This window comes from Parafrankia sp. Ea1.12 (genome assembly GCF_900465275.1).
GTDB classification, from domain to species: domain Bacteria; phylum Actinomycetota; class Actinomycetes; order Frankiales; family Frankiaceae; genus Parafrankia; species Parafrankia soli.
This window is the reverse complement of sequence record NZ_UBIZ01000007.1, coordinates 1-472: the sequence shown is the minus strand read 5'-3', so window position 1 is coordinate 472 and position 472 is coordinate 1. Positions and strand designations below refer to the sequence as shown.

Here is a 472-nt window from a genome sequence, read left to right as displayed (position 1 = left end):
GGACCCGCAGACGGGGAAGTGGTCTGCGGCGGCCGATCGCTGGCACACCGGATTCGTCGACGCCGCAGGCTGCGGCGGTCTGCTGGGGCAGATCGAGGGACGGGCCGCCGGCGATGTGCTGGCCTGGCCGGCCGACACCCCGCTCACCTGGCGCCAGGGGGTTCGTTTCGTGGCCATCGACATGTCACCGTCCTACCGGGCCGCCGTGCGCACCGGCCTGCCGCACGCCACCGTCGTAGTTGATCACTTCCATGTCGTTCAGCTCGCCAACAAGACGCTCAATCTGGTGCGCCGCCGTCTCACCCGAAGCGTCCGCGGCCGGCGTGGCCGGACCACGGAGTGGAAGGCCCGGCCACGTCTGCCGCGGTGTGTGCGGGTCAGACGGCGGCGCACCAGATTGAGCATCTTGTTCGCAAGCTGCACCACATGGAAATGATCGACCACCACGGTGGCCTGCGGCAGTCCGGTGCGG

Annotated in this window: 2 pseudogenes; one reads left to right on the top strand and one right to left on the bottom strand. The window is 69.7% G+C overall.

Annotated features, from left to right (window positions below):
* Window positions 1-79 precede the first annotated feature (79 nt).
* Window positions 80-271 (top strand): annotated as a pseudogene (locus FMEAI12_RS37525) (transposase); the annotation flags it as partial.
* A 77-nt stretch (window positions 272-348) separates the two neighbouring features.
* On the opposite strand, the pseudogene FMEAI12_RS37520 reads toward FMEAI12_RS37525, so the two are convergent.
* Window positions 349-472, bottom strand: a pseudogene (locus tag FMEAI12_RS37520) (transposase); the annotation flags it as partial.